General features: G+C 38.5%; 18 protein-coding genes. 3 read left to right on the top strand and 15 right to left on the bottom strand.

Going from position 1 to position 16,555, the window contains the following annotated elements:
• Positions 1-364: 364 nt before the first annotated feature.
• From R8923_RS00720 to R8923_RS00660, 13 genes are all read right to left on the bottom strand, one after another.
• Positions 365-1,204, bottom strand: coding sequence for a TlyA family RNA methyltransferase (locus R8923_RS00720; RefSeq protein ID WP_485870840.1), 840 nt, complete (start codon positions 1,202-1,204; stop codon positions 365-367).
• The gene (dxs, locus tag R8923_RS00715; protein WP_485870839.1) at positions 1,201-3,102 is read right to left on the bottom strand and encodes a 1-deoxy-D-xylulose-5-phosphate synthase; all 1,902 of its coding nucleotides are present in this window, start codon (positions 3,100-3,102) and stop codon (positions 1,201-1,203) included. The genes R8923_RS00720 and dxs overlap by 4 nt, the downstream gene beginning before the upstream one ends.
• Positions 3,103-3,278: 176 nt before the next feature.
• Positions 3,279-3,479, bottom strand: a complete 201-nt coding sequence (locus tag R8923_RS00710) for a cold-shock protein (protein ID WP_007474297.1) — start codon at positions 3,477-3,479, stop codon at positions 3,279-3,281.
• A gap of 183 nt (positions 3,480-3,662) precedes the next feature.
• The gene (locus tag R8923_RS00705; protein ID WP_485870838.1) at positions 3,663-4,544 is read right to left on the bottom strand and encodes a polyprenyl synthetase family protein; all 882 of its coding nucleotides are present in this window, start codon (positions 4,542-4,544) and stop codon (positions 3,663-3,665) included.
• A gap of 2 nt (positions 4,545-4,546) precedes the next feature.
• The gene (xseB, locus tag R8923_RS00700) at positions 4,547-4,777 is read right to left on the bottom strand and encodes an exodeoxyribonuclease VII small subunit (protein ID WP_485870837.1); all 231 of its coding nucleotides are present in this window, start codon (positions 4,775-4,777) and stop codon (positions 4,547-4,549) included.
• Positions 4,778-6,121: an exodeoxyribonuclease VII large subunit gene (gene xseA, locus R8923_RS00695; protein WP_485871206.1), complete on the bottom strand. Its 1,344-nt coding sequence runs from the start codon at positions 6,119-6,121 to the stop codon at positions 4,778-4,780. It lies immediately after the preceding gene.
• Positions 6,122-6,136: 15 nt separating this feature from the next.
• Positions 6,137-6,991 carry a bifunctional methylenetetrahydrofolate dehydrogenase/methenyltetrahydrofolate cyclohydrolase FolD gene (gene folD, locus R8923_RS00690; protein WP_485870836.1) on the bottom strand — a complete coding sequence of 285 codons (855 nt, stop codon included), beginning with the start codon at positions 6,989-6,991 and terminating at the stop codon, positions 6,137-6,139.
• Between the two features lie 79 nt (positions 6,992-7,070).
• The gene (gene nusB / locus R8923_RS00685) at positions 7,071-7,454 is read right to left on the bottom strand and encodes a transcription antitermination factor NusB (RefSeq protein WP_485870835.1); all 384 of its coding nucleotides are present in this window, start codon (positions 7,452-7,454) and stop codon (positions 7,071-7,073) included.
• Positions 7,455-7,479: 25 nt separating this feature from the next.
• Positions 7,480-7,887, bottom strand: coding sequence for an Asp23/Gls24 family envelope stress response protein (locus tag R8923_RS00680; RefSeq protein WP_485870834.1), 408 nt, complete (start codon positions 7,885-7,887; stop codon positions 7,480-7,482).
• A gap of 3 nt (positions 7,888-7,890) precedes the next feature.
• Complete coding sequence (gene accC / locus R8923_RS00675; RefSeq protein WP_485870833.1) at positions 7,891-9,255, bottom strand: acetyl-CoA carboxylase biotin carboxylase subunit; 1,365 nt, start codon at positions 9,253-9,255, stop codon at positions 7,891-7,893.
• 13 nt (positions 9,256-9,268) lie between these two features.
• Positions 9,269-9,745, bottom strand: a complete 477-nt coding sequence (gene accB, locus R8923_RS00670; RefSeq protein WP_485870832.1) for an acetyl-CoA carboxylase biotin carboxyl carrier protein — start codon at positions 9,743-9,745, stop codon at positions 9,269-9,271.
• A gap of 573 nt (positions 9,746-10,318) precedes the next feature.
• Positions 10,319-10,753 (bottom strand): hypothetical protein, encoded by a 435-nt coding sequence (locus R8923_RS00665; RefSeq protein ID WP_485870831.1) that lies wholly within the window; start codon positions 10,751-10,753, stop codon positions 10,319-10,321.
• 4 nt (positions 10,754-10,757) lie between these two features.
• Positions 10,758-12,146, bottom strand: a complete 1,389-nt coding sequence (locus R8923_RS00660) for an alpha/beta hydrolase family protein (protein ID WP_485870830.1) — start codon at positions 12,144-12,146, stop codon at positions 10,758-10,760.
• A gap of 148 nt (positions 12,147-12,294) precedes the next feature.
• Between R8923_RS00660 and R8923_RS00655 the strand changes: the two genes are divergently transcribed.
• Complete coding sequence (locus R8923_RS00655) at positions 12,295-12,663, top strand: hypothetical protein (protein WP_485870829.1); 369 nt, start codon at positions 12,295-12,297, stop codon at positions 12,661-12,663.
• Between the two features lie 690 nt (positions 12,664-13,353).
• Here R8923_RS00655 and efp read toward each other — a convergent pair.
• Together efp and R8923_RS00645 are read right to left on the bottom strand one after the other, a co-directional pair.
• Complete coding sequence (gene efp / locus R8923_RS00650; RefSeq protein WP_485870828.1) at positions 13,354-13,911, bottom strand: elongation factor P; 558 nt, start codon at positions 13,909-13,911, stop codon at positions 13,354-13,356.
• 76 nt (positions 13,912-13,987) lie between these two features.
• Positions 13,988-15,049: a M24 family metallopeptidase gene (locus R8923_RS00645; protein WP_485870827.1), complete on the bottom strand. Its 1,062-nt coding sequence runs from the start codon at positions 15,047-15,049 to the stop codon at positions 13,988-13,990.
• Between the two features lie 312 nt (positions 15,050-15,361).
• Here R8923_RS00645 and R8923_RS00640 point away from each other — a divergent pair, with 312 nt between their 5' ends.
• Both R8923_RS00640 and R8923_RS00635 read left to right on the top strand, forming a co-directional pair.
• Positions 15,362-16,270: a DUF1385 domain-containing protein gene (locus R8923_RS00640; RefSeq protein WP_485871205.1), complete on the top strand. Its 909-nt coding sequence runs from the start codon at positions 15,362-15,364 to the stop codon at positions 16,268-16,270.
• Positions 16,271-16,276: 6 nt separating this feature from the next.
• Entirely contained in the window at positions 16,277-16,552 is a 276-nt protein-coding gene (locus tag R8923_RS00635) for a hypothetical protein (RefSeq protein ID WP_485870826.1), read from the top strand.
• Positions 16,553-16,555 lie beyond the last annotated feature (3 nt).

The following is a 16,555-nucleotide window of genomic DNA, read 5'->3' as shown; positions in this document are numbered from 1 at the left end:
TTTATATCTCCATATTAACGAAAAAATCGCATAAAGTCACGGATTTAACGCAAATATTTTTTAACTCCCTCCATTTTTATTTATTCATGATGATTTATATTTTTTGTAAAATACGTATAAAATAAAAAACCAGTCTTTAAAAACTGGTTTCAGACTGCAGACAAACGGCAATCTTCGTCGTTAAACCCTCCGTTCCGAGGTTCACGTACTCGAGTACGCTCCACTTCGGTACTTGGCTTTGCCTAGAATCTCACCATTTGTCAGCAGTCTGATTTTGCGTGGGACGTTTTGTCTTGCATATATTTTGAGTTTTTCCTACAAGCTGAAACCAGCCTTTAAAAACTGGTTTTAGCTTAACTTTCATCTAATTTTGTGCATTTTTTGAATCTAATTGTATATGTGCTTGTTCTACTATTTTTTCTAGTGCCTCATTTTCTAATAAAATCTCGCCTGATTCATTTCCTGTCCATTTGAGGTGCGCAATAAATTCAATATTTCCTTCACCGCCTGTTATTGGAGAAAAATCAATACCTAACACATCAAAACCAAGTTTTCTAGCTTCCGTCAAAATGTCTTCTAAAACTGCTAAATGAATTTTAGGATCACGCACAATTCCTTTTTTACCAACATTTTCTTTCCCTGCTTCAAATTGCGGTTTAATAAGTGTCATCACGTCACCGCCCAAAACGAGTACCGTCCGTAAAACTGGCAATATGAGCTTTAAAGATATAAATGAGACATCGATGGTCGCAAATTCTGCTAAGCCTTGCGTGAAATCTACCGGTGTTACATGGCGGAAATTCGTACGCTCCATAACAGTAACTCGCGGGTCGTTGCGTAATTTCCAAGCTAATTGGTTATAGCCAACATCAAGCGCATACGAATGCTTCGCCCCGTTTTGAAGTGCGCAATCTGTAAAGCCTCCAGTTGATGAACCAATATCAAGCATCAATTTATCCTTCACGTCAAATTCAAAAACTTGTAGCGCTTTTTCAAGCTTTAATCCGCCGCGACTTACATATGGTAAAGTTTTCCCTTTTACGCGCAGTACACTATCCGCAGGAATTTTTTCGCCAGGTTTATCAATTCGCGTATCCGTTCGAAAAACTATTCCCGCCATAATCGCACGTTTTGCTTTTTCTCTCGTTTCAAAAAGGCCCTGTTCTACGAGCAAAACATCCGCGCGTTCTTTTTTTACACTCATAATAAATTCGCCTTTTGCTTCCCGAAACGCGTAAGCATTTCTTTTATTTTCATTTCAATTCCAGAAATTGATAAGCCATATTCTTCTAAAATCGCTTCTACAGAACCATGACTTATAAATTCATCTGGTAAGCCTAACCGACTAATAACACTGTCACTATATCCGTGCTCTTCAGCAAACTCCAAGACCGCACTGCCGAACCCACCCGCTAAAAGGGCTTCCTCAACCGTTAAAATCGGCATTTTTTTCAAAAAGAGTTGGTGTAAAAGATCTTCATCAAGCGGTTTAATAAAGCGTGCATTAATAACACCGACGCGTATTCCTTGCTTGCGTAAACGAAGAGCCGCTTCACAGGCGATGGAAATGGTTGTACCGAATGTTAAAATTGCAACATCTACTGGCTCAATCAAAGTTTCAAACTTACCAATTGGTAGTGCTTCTATCGCTCCGTTTAAATCGACCCCTAATCCATTGCCACGCGGGTAACGAAGTGCGAATGGTCCTTCAAACTCATAAGCGGTTTGAATCAACTGACGCGCTTCAAATTCATCTTTTGGCATAGCAATCACGATGTTCGGGATACCTCGTAAAAAACTAATATCAAAAATACCTTGATGGGTTTCACCGTCACCACCAACAAGACCAGCGCGGTCAATTCCTATTATTACATTTAAGTTTTGCCTGCAAACATCATGGACAACTTGGTCATAGCCACGTTGTAAGAAAGTGGAATAAATCGCTAAAAATGGTTTTAAGCCTTCTGCAGCAATTCCAGCCGCTAGTGTGACAGCATGCTGTTCTGCAATACCAACATCAAAAAAGCGTTCTGGAAACTCGAGCGCAAATTTTTCTAGCTTCGATCCAACTGGCATGGCTGGCGTAATCGCAACAATCCGCTCGTCCTCTCTAGCAAGTTCCAAAATGCCTTCACTAATCACTTCGCTCCATGCTGGCGCCTCTGTTACAGGTTTAATAAAAGTACCCGTCTCTACTTTATAAGGCCCCGTACCATGCCACGTGCCACGTTTGTCAGTTTCAGCCGGTGCATACCCTTTCCCTTTCGTTGTTACAACATGAATGAGCGTTGGTCCCTTTACTTTTTTAGCAAATTCCAGATTAGTAATTAAGTCTTGATAATCGTGACCATTGACAGGTCCTAAGTAAGTAAAACCCATTTCTTCAAAGAAAGTGCCTTGAACAAGCAAATATTTTACACTATCTTTTACTCTTTCAGCAAAACCTGCGATCTTATCTCCCGCATTAGGGATTTTTTTCATCGCTGCTTCTAAATCTTTTTTGGCACGTTTAAACCTGCCCGAAGTTCGTAATTTTCCGAGCATATTGTGCATTGCCCCAACATTTGGTGCAATCGACATATTGTTATCATTTAAAATTACAATTACTTCTTTTCCCATATCCCCAATATGATTAAGTGCTTCAAGCGCCATTCCACCTGTTAAAGCACCGTCACCAATAATTGGAACAACATGAAAATGTTCGTTTTTTATATCACGAGCAATTGCCATCCCTGCTGCTGCGGAAAGCGAGGTAGAACTATGTCCAGTTTCAAATACATCATGAGGGGACTCTTTTCGCTTTGGAAAACCATCCAATCCGCCCTGTTGCCTAAGTGTATCAAATTTATTTGCCCTACCCGTTAAAATTTTATGCACATATGACTGATGACCAACATCCCAAATAAATTTATCATTCGGGCTTTGGAAAGTATAGTGAAGTGCAATTGTTAGTTCAACTACGCCTAAATTAGGTCCAATGTGGCCACCTGTCACCGAAGTAGATTCAATCAAAAACTTTCTAATCTCTGCAGCTAAGTCTTCCATTTCAGGTATTGCCATGTCTTTTAAAAAGGCAGGATCCTTAATTTTAAAAAGATCCAATAGAAACAGCTCTCTTTCTTCATAGTTTAATAAAAAACCCATTTTATTTGAGCTTACTTGAAATCATTATATCATTTTCGCTCTGTTTCACCAAGTGAATTCAAATGAAAATACATTTAGACAATAAAAAAAGCAAATCTCAAAATTGAGATTTGCTTTTGATTTTAAAATGTCAATTACGCTTTGTTAACGTTAGCCGCTTGTGGTCCACGAGCGCCTTCTTCTACGTCAAAAGTAACTGCTTGACCTTCGTCTAAGCTTTTAAAACCATCAGATTGGATAGCGCTGAAATGTACGAATACATCGTCTCCACCTTCACGTTCGATAAATCCAAAACCTTTTTCTGCGTTAAACCATTTTACTGTACCTTGTTCCATTTTAAATATTCCTCCTCGTGCTCCCGAGCACATTATATTGTACTATTCTTGCTTATGGCACGAGATGGAATGCTGTTCACAATCGTATCCTTACCCACAAAAATAATGCTATTTAAGCATATCATGTAAAACTCAAAAATGCAAATGTTTGTCTTTAAATAGCGAAACAATTTTTACAACTATTCAATTATCCCGTTTTACAATTAAATCAGCTAGACCTATTAGAAAATCCGTTTTTAAATCACTATCACAAATTGCTGAAATCGCTAAATGATAATGCTCGTCTAGTGCTTGTTTCGCCCCATCTAGTGTTAATAATTTTGGATAGGTGCTCTTTTGATTTCGCTCATCAGAACCAGTTTCCTTGCCTAATTTCACTTTATCCCCTGTCACATCTAAAATATCATCGCAAATTTGAAAAGCGATTCCAATATTTTCCGCGTAAGCGTTCAAACGCTCCTGTTGACTAGTCGTTGCGTTTCCAAGCACACTTCCTGCATAGACAGCTGCACGGAGCAGTGCTCCAGTTTTCCGCATATGAATGGATTTAAGCGCAGCAAGTGTTAACTGTTTGCCCTCGCCCGTTAAATCTGCTTGTTGTCCGCCTACCATTCCGAGAGCGCCAGCATTTTTAGCGTAACATTGTATAATTTTTACCCGTTTAGCATTATCAATTGTTTCATCGTTCGCAACTTCGGAAAAAGCCATCGTGAGGAGAGCATCTCCAGCCAGAATAGCAGTTCCTTCATTAAATTTTTTATGACTAGTTAATTTTCCGCGACGAAAGTCATCGTCGTCCATTGCTGGTAAATCATCATGAATTAAACTATATGTATGAATCATTTCAATGGCACTCGCTGCGTGGATACCCAAGTTTCCATCACCTAGTAAAGCCTCGATTGTCGCAAAAAGTAAAAGCGGACGAACTCGCTTTCCACCAGCTTGAAGTGAATAATGCATCGCTTCTTTTAAAAGCGGCTCAATTGCTTCGTTTTCAACAGCAGAAAAGAGACGCTCTTCAAGTTTTGCTTTGTACGTATCTATAAAAGCATCGATTCCTGACACTATTATTCGCCCTCCACTTCAAACGGTTTCACCTCGTCCGTTTCCGTTACAACTTTCGCCATCTTCTCTTCAGCAGCCTGTAGCTTCGTTTGGCAAAGTTTGGTTAGTTCGATTCCTTTTTGATACATATCAAGCGACTCCTCTAGAGAAGCGTCACCACTTTCTAAAGCTTCTACAATTGCTTCTAACTCTTTCATCGCTTCTTCAAAACTTTGTTGTTTTTTTGTTGCCATCTATTTCTCCTCCTCTTTGCTTGTCACATTTGCCAGAAAGGCGCCATCACTTAAAACAACTTTCACTTCATCTCCACTTGCGAGTTCACGGACTTCCTTTACAACTTTTCCAGCTTTATATGTCACCCCGTAACCCCTTTTTAGGAGGGAAAGCGGACTTAAAAGTTCCAACGCCGAAATATGCTTCTCAAACTCATGTCGCTTCAATTTGACAGTTTCATTCGTAGCCAGCTGTAACCGCCTTGAAAGTTCTTTTGTGTCGCGTTTTGCATCCGCCACTAGTCGTTCTGGTGAGACCAGTTGCAGTCGATTGGAAAATTGCGTGAAATAAGTTTTTTGCTGCCAAATTCCCCGCGCATAAGCGTTTTCAAGCCGCCCTGAAAAATAATCCAAACGTTCAGTTTGCTCATCAAGCAATTTCTTTGGCCCGCGAAGCATGAGCCGCTCCCGCTTCGCTCGCAAATTGACTTCAGAACGCTCTAAATTTTGCCGCATTAAACTCGTCAACCGATACTTCCGTTCAAGAAGACGTTCGTTTAAATCTTGGTAATGCGGCACGGCAAGCTCAGCAGCTGCAGTAGGAGTCGCAGCCCGAACATCCGCCGCAAAATCCGCAAGCGAAAAATCCGTTTCATGCCCGACAGCCGAAATAACTGGCACATCGGAATCAAAAACTGAGCGCACGACCACTTCCTCATTAAATGCCCAAAGTTCCTCAAGTGAGCCACCACCCCGACCAATAATTATCAAATCAATATCATTTCGCGCATTAATTCGAGCTATATTTTCAGCAATTTTGCGCGCAGCAGTTTCTCCTTGCACAAGTGTTGGATAAACAAGTACTTCTGTGCTGGGCATTCGACGACGAATCGTCGTTAAAATATCACGTATTGCCGCCCCTGTCGCACTTGTCACGACAGCAATTTTAGAAGGGAAAGAAGGAAGCACTTTTTTATGCGTTGCATCAAAAAGTCCTTCCTTGTCTAATTTAGCTTTTAATTGTTCAAATTGAACGTACAATGCGCCGATACCGTCTGGTTCCATGTTATCCACATAAAATTGATAGCGTCCCGCCTTGTTGAAAACGGACACTCGGCCGGTCACAAACACGTTCATACCATCTTCTGGTTGAAATGGTAATTTGGCAACGGATTTTGCAAACATGACAGAACGAAGCATGGCCGCCTCATCTTTTAACGTAAAATAAATATGGCCGCTCGCAGGTGTTTTTAAATTCGAAATTTCCCCTTTAACAAAAACTTGTTTTAAATAAGGGTCTGCCTCAAATTTACGTTCAATATATTTTGTAAGTGCTTCAACCGTTAAATATTTTTCTTGCAAAATCATCACGTCCAATTTTTATTGCTTATTATAGATTTGCTTTGCTGCTTTTAGTGTGTTGGTTAGTAGCATGGTAATTGTCATGGGACCAACACCACCTGGAACAGGCGTAATAAAGCCAGCTTTTTCAAAGACATCATCATAATCCACATCGCCGCACAATTTGTTATTTTCATCGCGGTCCATGCCAACATCTATGACAACCGCACCTTTTTTGACGTAGTCTTTTTTCACAAATTTAGCTAGACCAGTTGCAACAACTAAAATATCTGCTTCACTTGCGACTTTTGCTAAATTTTTGGTTCGGCTATGCGCAATTGTGACCGTTGCATTTTCTTGTAATAAGAGCTGTGCAACTGGTTTTCCGACGATATTACTTCGACCAATTACAACTGCACGTTTGCCTTCAATAGTTTCACCTGTTGATTTAATTAGCTCAATAATTCCAGCTGGTGTGCAAGGAACTAATGAATCTTTACCAACAAATAAGTTGCCGACGTTAAGAGGATGGAACCCGTCCACATCCTTCAGTACGGAAATCGTATCAATGACCTTTTCCTCCGAAATATGCTTTGGAAGTGGTAGTTGTACTAAAATCCCGTGAATGGTGTCATCTTCGTTTAAATCTTTGACGGTTTGGAGCAGTTTATCTTCTGAAACATCTTCTGGAAGTTCGATAAGTACGGACTTCATGCCGCTTTCTTCTGTGCGCTTTTGTTTATTTCTTACATATGTACGTGACGCTTGGTTATTCCCAACAAGTACAACTGCCAGTCCAGGTTGCTTCCCTTCGCTTTTTAGTGCGCTCACTTCTTTCGTTACATTTTCCTGAATCTCTTTTGCTAATTTTTTACCATCAATAACTTGTGCCATCTTCATTGCCCCCTTGAAAACTTATGATTAAATAGACTTGATGAAAAAATATTTTTCCACCAAATCTACAGTAAAACCACTAATCGTTTTGTGCAATATTTGCGAGTACACCATTGATAAATTTGCTTGCTTTTTCATCACTATAAATTTTCGCGATTTCAATTGATTCATTTAAACTTACACGATCTGGCACATCTTCTAAAAAGAGCATTTCAAATGTGCTAACGCGCAAAATGGAAAGGTCAACTTTGTTTAAGCGACTTAGTTGCCAATTGTCGAGATGTATTTCGATTTTTTGATCAAGTTCACTTTTATGTTCTGTCACACCGTTTACAAGTGTTTCAACATAGTCGTCTTGCTCCTCATCCATCACATTTTGAATCGCCTGCTCGACTGGCATTTCATTTAATTCCAGTTGGAATAAAGCTTGAAGCGCTCTTTCGCGTGCTTCTCTTCTTTTCATTTTAATACTCCTTTAAAAACGTCTCTTAAAATGTTAGGTCATCAAAAGAAAGCGATTCGGTTTTTTCAAATTGAACGCCTACAATATGGACATTGACTTCTAAAACATGAAGTCCTGTCATGCTGAAAATTGTATCGCGAACTGTATTTTGGATGCTTTCAGCGACCAGCGGAATGCTTGCACCAAACAAGACGGTGCAGTAGATTTCAACTGTAATGCCTTCTTCCAGCAAATCCACTTTGACACCTTTACGATAGTTCACTGCCCCACCAAAGCGTTCACGCATTTCGTTTGCGAAACCGCCCTGCATGGCTGCTACTTGCTCAACTTCATTCGCAGCAAGTCCAGCAATGACACCGATAACTTCAGGTGCAATTTCAATTTTTCCAAGCGGCTCATCTTGCCCTTTACGTAAATCTTTTGTATAGGCCATAAATTACTCCTCCTCAGTGTTTTTCATTACATCATTTTTTTCTAAAAATTTCGTATTGAAATCTCCTGAACGAAACGCCTCTGTCTCAAGCACTTTAATGTGGAATGGGATGGTGGAAGGAATTCCATCAATCGCAAATTCGGAAAGTGCGCGTTTCATTTTTTCGATAACTTCTTCGCGTGTATCAGCATAGCAAATTAATTTTGCAATCATAGAATCGTAAAACGGCGGAATTTTGTAGTTGGGGTAAGCTGCCGAATCGATTCGAACACCGTTCCCACCTGGTGGTAAGTAAAACTTAATTTCGCCTGGTGCTGGCATGAAGTTGCGTTCAGGATTTTCAGCATTAATTCGGCATTCCATCGCCCAACCATTTAATTTCACATCTTGCTGTTTAATAGTTAATTCTTTACCAGATGCTACTAAAAATTGTTGCTTCACAAGGTCAATACCTGTAACAAGTTCGGTTACAGGATGTTCGACTTGAATACGCGTATTCATTTCCATAAAGTAAAAGCTTTTTTCTTTTGGTTCGTAAATGAACTCAATTGTACCGGCACCAGAATAATGAACAGCTTTTGCCGCTTTAACAGCAGCGCGACCCATTTTTTGTCGTGTTTTTTCATCAAGAGCTGGTGATGGGCTTTCTTCAATCAATTTTTGCAAACGACGTTGAATGGTACAGTCACGTTCGCCGAGATGAATGACGTTGCCGTGGTTATCAGCCATAATCTGAATTTCCACATGTCGAAAATCTTCAATATATTTTTCAATATATACACCCGGATCACCAAATGCAGCTTCGGCTTCGGCCTGAGTTGTTTTTATTCCAGAAACTAATTTTTCTTCGTTTTCGGCAACACGAATTCCCTTTCCACCACCGCCAGCTGTTGCTTTAATAATGACTGGGTAACCAATTTTTTTGGCAATTTTTTTACCTTCTTCAGCATCTTGAACAATTCCTTGTGAACCGGGAACAACTGGGACCCCAGCTTTTCGCATCGTTTCACGCGCAACATCCTTCGTTCCCATTTGCGAAATAGCTTCTGCGCTTGGTCCGATAAAAGTAATATTGCAGTCGGCACATAAATCAGCAAAATCGGCATTTTCTGCTAAAAAGCCATATCCCGGATGAATTGCATCACAGTTTGTTAAAACAGCGACACTAATAATATTCGACATGTTCAAATAACTATCTTTCGTTGCAGCTGGACCAACGCAGTAAGCTTCATCTGCTAATTGACTATGTAGAGCATCGCGGTCAGCTTCGGAATAAATCGCAACTGTTTCAATTCCCATCTCTTTTGCAGCACGAATAATACGAACGGCAATTTCGCCACGATTGGCAATCAATACTTTTTTAATCATTTCGCATTACTCCTTATTTTTTTCTAACTTTAAAGAGAGGTTGACCAAATTCAACAAGTTCCCCGTTTGAAACTAAAATTTCAGCAATCTCCCCGTTTAAGTCAGCTGTAATTTCATTAAATAATTTCATTGCTTCGACGACACACACAATTGTATTATTTGACACTTGGGCGCCGATTTCAACAAATGGCGGTTCACCTGGGCTACCTGATGCATAAAACGTTCCTACCATTGGAGATGTAATCACTTCTAAGTCGTTTGTTTCCGTTGATGTTTCGGAAAGAACAGGCACTGGTGTATTTTCTACAACATTTACTTTAGGTGCAACTTCTTGTTGAATAGTGTGTCCTACTTCACTAGGTACGTGGGAAACTACTCCACCGTTTTTCTTTATAGAAAGCTTAGTTCCCTCTTGGTCTAATTCAAATTCATTTAAATTGGAATCGTCAATCAGCTCAATTAGCTGTTTAATATCATCAAATGATAGCATTTTTTTCTACACTCCTTAACATATCTAGTTCACAAACTAATTTTATTGTACCATAATTTCCTTTTAAATGGACAAATCACATGCTTATATTTCAATTTTTTCATAAAAATTGAGTCTGGGACATAAATCTTAGCTGAATATGAAAAATGGGTAGAAAATCTTTTTTCGATTTTTTACCCATTTTTTATTGATTAATGTCGACCTCTGGCGGCATATTTTCTCAAATTCACTACCATAAGAACTGACATTTGTCGTGATTTTCGCCACGCTCATTGTGATGATTCTCGACTTCAATAAACAAAAAAATAACCATCTAACCCACTTTTGGACGAAGTGCTAGATGATTATAATATCTTTAATATATAGTCCACCGTCTTTATAACGGTATTATTGTTTAGGGAGTCATGTTCGTGCATAGCTCTCATTTCATATTCATGATAACATGTTCTAGTTATACCGCAAATGGCCTAAACATAAGGCGTATTTTTATCAAAGCAGACCATATTTAAGCTTAAAAAGTCTTCGCCATCAATTAATTTTTCGATTGAATTATGATAACAGCGCCGTTTAATTCTAAATTAATGGTAATAAAGGATGGCTAGGTACTCGAATAACGCTATTTTGATTAGCGCCTAAACTACTCGGAGCATCTACAAGTGTCCTTCTTTGCTCGGATTTTTGGATATTATCTCCTGCTTGAACAAGAGCTTGGATTGCTTTACCTTGATTATTCTCTTTCATTTCTTTTACGTTTTTTTGTAAGGCGTATGCCCATTCATCAGCCAAGTTTTCCACCCGGGCCATGATGTGGGTTCGTTCGGCTTCTAGAACTTCTTGGTAATGTGGTTTCATTTTGCACTTTAATTGATAATTTTGTGCTTCTCGCATGGCTTCCTTCAGTTGTCTATTTAAATCAGGTGGCAACGTTATTTGATTAGCCCGCGCAGTCTGTATAGCTTGAAATGGCGTAAGTCCAGTTAAATTCGGTTGTTTGTTTAATGGCTGCATGTCCTCACCTCAAGTCAATCTTTCGTGCTAATTCTTCATCCAGTTTTAAAAATTCTCTTGCCAGTTGATGCGTATTACCCACAAATTCATTCGTTTTCTTTTTCATCCAACTAAGAGTATCCAGGGCATGTTCTACATCACTTTTTTTATAGAATCGACCGGGCTCAAGTTCTAGTTCATCATGAAAAGCCGCTACATCACTTGCATTCAGCTCACTGTATTCCCCGTAGCCCACTAATCCAGTGAACATTTGTCTAGCTTGATTCGTAACGACTTGTGCTGTTTCAGGAACGTCCTGAATAATTTGCTCAAGTTGTTTTAGCACTTGTAAGCATTCTGTTTCTGTTCGATTCGCAATACTCATTAGAAGTTCGCCGCGGATTAAAAGCATAGGCGCCGCATAGTCACTCATTCCAGAAAAAGCCAAATAGTTGCGCATTTGTTCTAAGTCATCTACATTCCATGACTGTCCAGAAAATAATTGCATGGAACCATCCGATTGAAATTGATAGCGATCTAAGCTGTGATCGGCAAATGTAGCCAACATAAGATAAGACAAGCTAGGATTTATACCTTTTAAAGCTTTATCAAAAGCTAAAAGACCACCAAATTTTGCATAGGTTTGATTAATATTGGCTAAAAAAGGCGATTTTTTTATGTATGCTGCCATATCTTGATGTTGCATTGTAAACTTAGCTTGGGGATCATAAATGATTCGTTGCGTACCAAAGGCTGGCTCATCGCGATTTAAACGTGCTAAACCATCCGTTAGGTTGATGTAATCAAATATTTTGCCATTGAGTGCTCCTGTCCGCACGTATTCTTGCCCTTCTTTAGTTAAACAAGGGTAAATATTCGGGCCTTCAAAGCTATATGCTTGATCTACTAACTGCGGATATTGATAGGCAGCATACTTGACTTCACTTCCTCCTAATGAATGTCCAGTTAAAGTGAACGTGGCATTTGGGAATCGACTTTGAAGATGTTGGCCAACGTAGTCAGCAGATAATTTAAAAGAATTAGCCCCTTCACTTTCAAAAGGTTTCTTCTGAATAAGATACTGATAGTCAATTCCGAGCCAATCGTATAAAACTTCGCCCACCTCTTTATCAAAGCCTTCTTTACCACCACCATAGTCTTTCATCCGTCCTTTAATATCCATGGGTTCGGATCCACGATACGCTACAAAAGCATGCGTGATTCGTTCGGGATGACCATTTTTTAAGTTGTTGTAATCTTCTTTGGTTCCGTATGTCACTGCGTTGACACCGCTATCAATTCGATCTAGTGCATAATATGTATTCCCATTTTCATCAATAATCTTACTTCGATTAAATTCTTTAATGTCGTAAACTTTATCAGCAAGCATCCAAGCTGTTTTTTCTTGCCCCATAAAATTATTCACCCCTGATTTTTCTGTATATTATATGCTATAATCATACTAAAAAGGGAAGGACTGCGCAATCATGAATAAAATTATATTACTACTATTCTTACTTAACACTGTATTATTAGTGGCATGCGGTCAGGAGGACAGAAAGATGAGTGACCAAGAAAAAGCTGAAAAATTTACTGAACAAATGAAGCCAATTATGGAAGAACGTATACATACTGACGATTATAATAATTTCGTAAAACAAATCAATTTTATTGAAGACTCTGTGGAAGTGACTCCGTTGGGGAACATTAGCATTGATGGAACAATAAACAATAATGATTCTTTAGGTTTTACATTTACTTTAACTTATTCTAATAAAAACAATATCCAATCTTATAGCTATGATGATTTACTCGCTAAAAAAATGGGGAACTTTGATAAGGATAAAATGGATCCATTGCCAAGTAACGAATCTACTTCAAATGAAAAGTATCCCGGAACTTCTCTTAAAAGCATGAGAAAAAGCATTTAACATGAAGAGCCCACTAATAACTACACCATTAATGTGGATTTTATTACTTGTTTCAATTGGATTTATATTAACATCTTGTAGTAAAGGAGCTGGTGACATAAGCAAACAAGAAAAAGCTGAAAAATTTGCTAAAAAATGCACCCAGTAATGGAAGAACGAATTCATGCTGAAGATTATAATAATTATGTTAAAGATATTCATTTTGATAGTGTAGATATTTCCCCTTTAAGACGAATAAATGTGGAAGGACATATCAACTAAGATGAAATGGATTATTTTGTTTTTACTTTAGATTTAAATGTCGAAAAAGCAACTGACTATTCTTTTAGTAATTCTCTCGCAAAAAAGAGGGGTAATTTTGATAAATCAGAATCGGCTACTCAACCAAGTAAAGAATCAAGCACAAAAGAAAAGTATCTTGGAACATCTCTTCGGAACCTACGTCTAAACTCTACCAAATAAGAACAAACTTTATAAAATAACTCCATTCTTAAATTAATTATTAGATTGTTCTAAAAAGTGAAGCTTCATACATCCCGTCTGAAACATGAAAAAATAGTCTGAGACATAAATAATAGACAAAAATCCAGTAAAATCCATTTTTAAAAATGGCATGTTTACCGGATTTTTGCTTGTCTAGTTACTTTTTTATAAAACAAAATCTAATTATGTCCCAGACTTACTCTCTTTTTAAGCACGTGAAACGTAGCTGGCCTCTGTTGTGTTAATCACAAGTGTGTCACCCTCATTGACGAAGAAAGGTACTTGAACAACTAGACCCGTTTCAAGCGTTGCTGGTTTGGAGCCACCAGAAGATGTATCACCTTTAATTCCTGGTTCCGTTGCAGTTACTTTTAACTCCACTGTGTTTGGCAAGTCTACACCAATTGTTTCACCTTGATACATGATGATGTTGATTTCCATATTTTCTTTTAGGAATTTCAACTCATATTCAATTTGTGTTTCCGGTAATTCAATTTGCTCATAAGATTCGTTATCCATAAACACATAGTTTGTGCCATCTGCATATAGATATTGCATTTTGCGATTATCGATTTGCGCTTTGGCCACTTTTTCGCCGCCACGGAATGTTTTTTCTTGAATTGCACCTGTACGTAAATTGCGTAGTTTAGAGCGAACAAAAGCTGCGCCCTTACCTGGTTTCACGTGTTGAAAATCCAAAACGCGCCAAATCCCATTATCTACTTCAATTGTAAGACCCGTACGAAAATCGTTAACTGAAATCATCTTTTTCCTCCTGTAAATCCCATTTTCTTAGTTCTTACTTATTTAACCACAAATAGCTAAAAGTTACAAAGAAATTTTACAAAATAATAAGTTCTTTTGGCGAATGAATTAAGACCTCATTCCCTGTTTCTGTGATTAAAATATCGTCCTCGATACGCACGCCGCCAATTCCTGGTAAATAAATGCCTGGTTCATCAGTCACTACATTGCCGGCAACTAATTTTTGTGGACTCTTCATGGATAAATTAGGACCTTCGTGAATTTCAAGCCCAATACCGTGCCCTAAAGAATGTCCAAAATCATCACCGTATCCGAAAGACGCAATATGGTCACGAGCGATTTTATCAGCCTCAATGCCCGTCATACCAGGTTTTAATGCATCGATTACTTTAAGTTGTGCATCTAATGTAATTTGATAAATTTCTTTTAATTTTTCACTTGGTTCCCCCACCGAAACAGTACGTGTCATATCTGAACAGTACCCATTGTAATAGCAACCGTAATCCATTGTCACAAAATCGCCTGTTTCAATTTTCTTATCAGAAGCCACGCCGTGCGGAAGTGCCGAACGAAGACCACTCGCTACAATTGTATCGAAGGATGATGAAGTCGCACCTTGTCTGCGCATAAAGAATTCAAGCTCATTAGATACTTCAAGCTCTGTCATTCCCACCTTCATGAAGCGAATGATATGATCAAACGCAGCATCAGCAATTTCACATGCAGTTCGAATTTCTTTTAATTCTGCCTCTGTTTTCACTTGTCGCATCATTTCAAAAAAACCTTGAACCGGCGAAAGTGCTGCGGAAAAAGTTTGCTCCATTATTTTGAATTCAGAAACAGTGACGTAAGCTTCTTCAAAATTTAATGTTTTTACACCATTTTTTTGAAGTAATTCTTCAACCGTTTCAAAAATTGGCCCTTGATGCTTTACAATTTCATAATCTACAGCTTGTTTACTAGCTTGTTCTGTATAACGGAAGTCCGTCACAAAATAAGCTTTTTGAGGCAAAATTAGTGCCACACCACTCGTGCCAGTAAATCCGGAAACGTAACGTCTATTATATTCGCTCGTCACAAGAACTGCTTCCATTTTTTCATTTACAAGTGCTTGTTGTATGCTTTTCAATCGATTCATTTTTAACTTCCTCCCTATTATGTATGCTTCGTTTTTTATTTTACCATAAGTGCCACGCAAAAACCCATCCGAGAGCTGGATGAGTTTTTTTGCGGTATACCATTTTAGTGAAGTGAGGTAAATCTGCCCAAAACGCATTGGACTACTATTTTTATAACCTTTTTTTATGAAATTAAAACATTCGAGAAAAAGTCAGTAACAAGCTATACTTCCTGTGGTATAATTAGTTTTTAGAAATCATAAAGGCTGGTGAACTTGTTGAAAGATAGACAAAAACCTGCTTATGGCGGTCAAGCAGTCGTTGAAGGCGTCATGTTTGGCGGCAAAAAGCAAACCGTTACGGCCATTCGCAGACTAGACGGTACGATAGAGTACTTTTATTTAGAAAAAAACAGTCCTAATTGGGTGACGACTTTAAAACGCATTCCTTTTTTAAGAGGCATTGTCGCTCTTATTGAGTCTAGTGCCATAGGTTCTAAACATTTAACGTTTGCAACAGATCGTTATGATGAGGATCCAAATCAACCTGAAGTGGAAGAAAAAATTGAGAAAAAAGAATCAAAAGTCGCTCTTTGGCTTGGTGTAGCTGTTATTGGTGTCCTGTCATTTGTTTTCGCGAAATTTGTAATGACACTTATTCCAGTATTTCTCGCACAATTTTTCCGTTTTCTTGTTCCAGGTGATGTTGGACAAGTCATTTTAGAGAGCTTTTTTAAACTTTTATTGTTACTCACCTATATTTTTGTCATTTCGCAAACCCCGATTATTAAAAGAGTTTTCCAGTATCACGGTTCTGAACATAAAGTTATCAATTGCTATGAAAATAACCTCCCTCTTACTGTTGAAAATGTTCAAAAACAGTCGCGGCTTCATTATCGCTGTGGGAGTAGTTTCATTTTGTTCACTGTCATTGTTGGGATGTTCATTTACTTCTTAGTACCAACTGACCCCTTATGGCTACGTGTTGTGGATCGTATTTTACTCATCCCTGTCGTCCTTGGTGTAGCGTTTGAAGTCTTGCAACTCACCAATAAATGCCGGAACATTCCCGTTTTGCGCTTCCTAGGCTATCCAGGGCTCTGGCTACAATTAATTACAACGAAAGAGCCTGACGACTCACAAGTAGAAGTTGCCATTGCATCTTTCAATGAGCTTTTACGTGTTGAACAAGAAGGCGCACCTTTAAGCGACTTACCTCAAAATTTAGAGTTACTGGAGTAGATGAGTTTGAAAAAAACATCCCAAATTATTTTTATTCTACTTCTTGTGCTTTGTCTTATTGGCATCTTTACGGGTTTCGCGATTTCGCTTATCATACTCATTATCATTGGGGTAGTTTCTGCTTCTTTGCTTTTTGTTTTGTTTTATTCTATGGCGGCTAAAAATGAGTCTGGTTATAAAAAAGCGGTTAAGCAATCAAGGAAACTTCGCCAAAATGAGGAAAATCGCATTTCAAAAAAGAAAAAATCTTCGTTCAAAGTCATTGATGGTGGAAAAAAATGAGTT

The organism is Listeria tempestatis, from assembly GCF_963575625.1.
GTDB lineage: Bacteria > Bacillota > Bacilli > Lactobacillales > Listeriaceae > Listeria > Listeria tempestatis.
Note: the sequence above shows the minus strand (reverse complement) of the source record. Positions and strands in the feature narration are given on the sequence as shown.